Genomic DNA, 2,444 nt, shown 5'->3' with positions numbered 1-2,444 from the left:
GCCCCCGTCTCCGCCCACCAGCTGATCCGCACCCTCGAAAAGCTGCTCCCGCCAGGCAAGTTCAGCCAGGCGCAGGCGCGCGGCACGAACGAGAGGCTCGGACCGTTCGTGCACCTCGTGTACGACGACGGGAAGGGCGCGGCGGCGATCGAGGTCGGCCTCGGCCGGATCGAGCCGGGCGGCGACGAGGCACGGCAGACCACCGAGTGCCCGGGCAAGGCGTATGTGCACTACGACGCGTGCGGCACGACCCGGCTGCCGGACGGCTCGGTGGTGATGGTGCTGCAGGGGTACGAGTATCCGGACCGCCGCGTCGACACCAAGTACTGGACCGCCGAACTCGTCACGCCGGAGGGCGACCACATCAGCGTCGGCGAGTGGAACGCGGCGGCCGAGAAGGACTCGCCCGTCACCCGGCCCGAACCTCCCTTGTCGGCGGCGCAGTTGAGGCAGCTGGCGGCGGCCGGCGCCTGGCGGGACGCCGTCGACGCCATCCCGCGGGACGCGAGCGCGCCGGCCGCCGAGCCGACGGCGACCGCCTCCCGGAGCACGGTGTCCGTCGCCCCGATGCTCAGGAGCCTGCTGCCCGCGGGGAAGTTCACGGTGTCCGAGGACAGCGGCCAGGACACCGGCTTCGGCTACCTCGTCCTGGACGACGGCAAGGGCAAAAGCCTCGTCCAGGTCAACGTCCAGGCCGACCAGTCGGACGTCGCGGCCGAGCTGTTCGGCTCCGACTCCGAGACGCTGCCCGACGGGACGAAGGTCGCCCTGCACCAGCGGTCCGGCGAGAAGGGCGGCGCGGGGGTCGTGTGGTGGACCGTCGACACCCTGCGCAAGGACGGGCGGCGCGTGGTGATCAGCGCCTTCAACTCCGGCGCCCAGGACACCCCCGCGACCCGCAAGACCCCCGCGCTGACCATGAAGCAGCTGAGGGCGATCGCCCTCAGCCCCAAGTGGTGGCGGTAACGGGCCGAACGGCGGCCCGCGAGGGCGGACGGCTATCGCCGACCACAGCCGTCCGCCCCGCAGGTACCGAGCTCGAACCACACGCTCTTGCCCGGTCCGTCGTGACGCCAGCCCCAGCGCAGCGCCAGCGCCTCCACCAGGAACAGCCCCCGCCCGCTCTCCCCCGTGCCCGCGTCGAGCACCCGCGGAACACGCCGGCCCGAGTCGCTCACCTCGCAGCGCAGCACCCCGTGGGCCGCGGACAGGGTGAGCCGGAAGCCGCCGCCGGAGTGCAGCAGCGCGTTGGTCGCCAGCTCGCTGACGAGCAGTTCCGCCACCTCCACCACCTCGCTGTCCCGGTCAGCGATCCCCCACGCCTCCAGCTGTCTTCGCACCTCCGACCGGGCCCGGCGCACGGACGAGGGAAGGGGGCCGTACTGGACGCTCAGGTCACCGGCACCCAGGGGCGGTTGGGGGTACGCGGCATGATGCGGGTCGGGATGCGGGCGAGTGCTCCCGGAGCGTTGCAGCATGCGGAACAGGATGCGCTCCCCCCGGGCACGGCACACGGGGAGGACTACCCGATTCCATACCTGCGTACCTACCCGTGCCCTACCCGTACTGCAGCCGTACGGTGGCCCCGTGCTCGTCGTCACGGACGTCGACGTACGCGCACACCTGCCGGGTGAACCACAGCCCCTGCTCCGGCTCCAGTTCGGGCGTGGGCGGTGGCACGAACCCGGCCAGCGGGTCGCCGACCCGGCGCGCGGCGCGCAGCTCGCACACACAGTCGGGCGCCTCGCCCCACAGCCGTACGGCCGTGACGGGCCCGAGCGTGCCGAGTGCCGCGGTCACCGCCTCGGTGAACAACTCGGCGTCCACCCGCGTCAGTCCACGGGCCACCGCCCGTGAGCGTACGGCGTCGGCGTACGGCTCCCGCAGGAGTTCCGCGTCCGGTGGAGGCGGTGCGAGCGGCACGGCGTCCAGCTCGGCGGTGAGGCGGACCGGGTCCTCGTACACGCCCGAGCCGGGGTGGGCGCGACGGGCCGCCTCGACGATCGCCTCACCGGCGGTACGGGTGTCGTAGGCGCACAGGACCGTCGTCGCCATCGGCGCGAACAGCAGGTTCGCGAGGGCCTCGTAGCGGATCCACTCGGTGGTCTCCCGGGCGGAGCGCCCGGCGCGGCCGTCCCACACGGGCTCCATCAGGAGGTGGACCCGGCCGCCGGGTCCGGCGTGCGCGGCGAGGTAACCGGCGCCCTGAGCGACCGCGTTGGCGGCGGAGCCGGTGTACCAGTCGGTGTGCTCGATGAGCGCCACCTCCTTGGTGTCGCTGCCGAGGGCGTCGCGCAGGAGGTCCAGCTTGGCCGGGGCGGCGATGGCCGCGGGCGGGGGTTCGCCGGGGGCGCCGAGACCCTCGGTGAGGAAGGGCACGGCGGTGGCCACGAACTCGTCGTCGGCGCCGAAGACGCCCATGCGGTGGTCGAACGGGGTCGGGG

At 73.6% G+C, this 2,444-nt stretch carries 3 protein-coding genes; 1 reads left to right on the top strand and 2 read right to left on the bottom strand.

Annotated features, from left to right (window positions below):
- Positions 1–966, top strand: a 966-nt coding sequence (locus GRC12_RS43645) for a hypothetical protein (protein ID WP_208785981.1), incomplete at its 5' end; no start/stop codon positions are given.
- A 32-nt stretch (positions 967–998) separates the two neighbouring features.
- Here the strand turns inward: GRC12_RS43645 and GRC12_RS43640 are convergent.
- Positions 999–1,478 carry an ATP-binding protein gene (locus tag GRC12_RS43640; RefSeq protein WP_208785980.1) on the bottom strand — a complete coding sequence of 160 codons (480 nt, stop codon included), beginning with the start codon at positions 1,476–1,478 and terminating at the stop codon, positions 999–1,001.
- A 79-nt stretch (positions 1,479–1,557) separates the two neighbouring features.
- A partial coding sequence (locus tag GRC12_RS43635) for an MEDS domain-containing protein (protein ID WP_208785979.1) occupies positions 1,558–2,444 on the bottom strand: 887 nt, incomplete at its 5' end.

It is taken from the genome of Streptomyces griseorubiginosus (genome assembly GCF_017614965.1).
GTDB lineage: Bacteria > Actinomycetota > Actinomycetes > Streptomycetales > Streptomycetaceae > Streptomyces > Streptomyces griseorubiginosus_B.
This window is presented reverse-complemented; position numbering and strand designations above follow the sequence as displayed.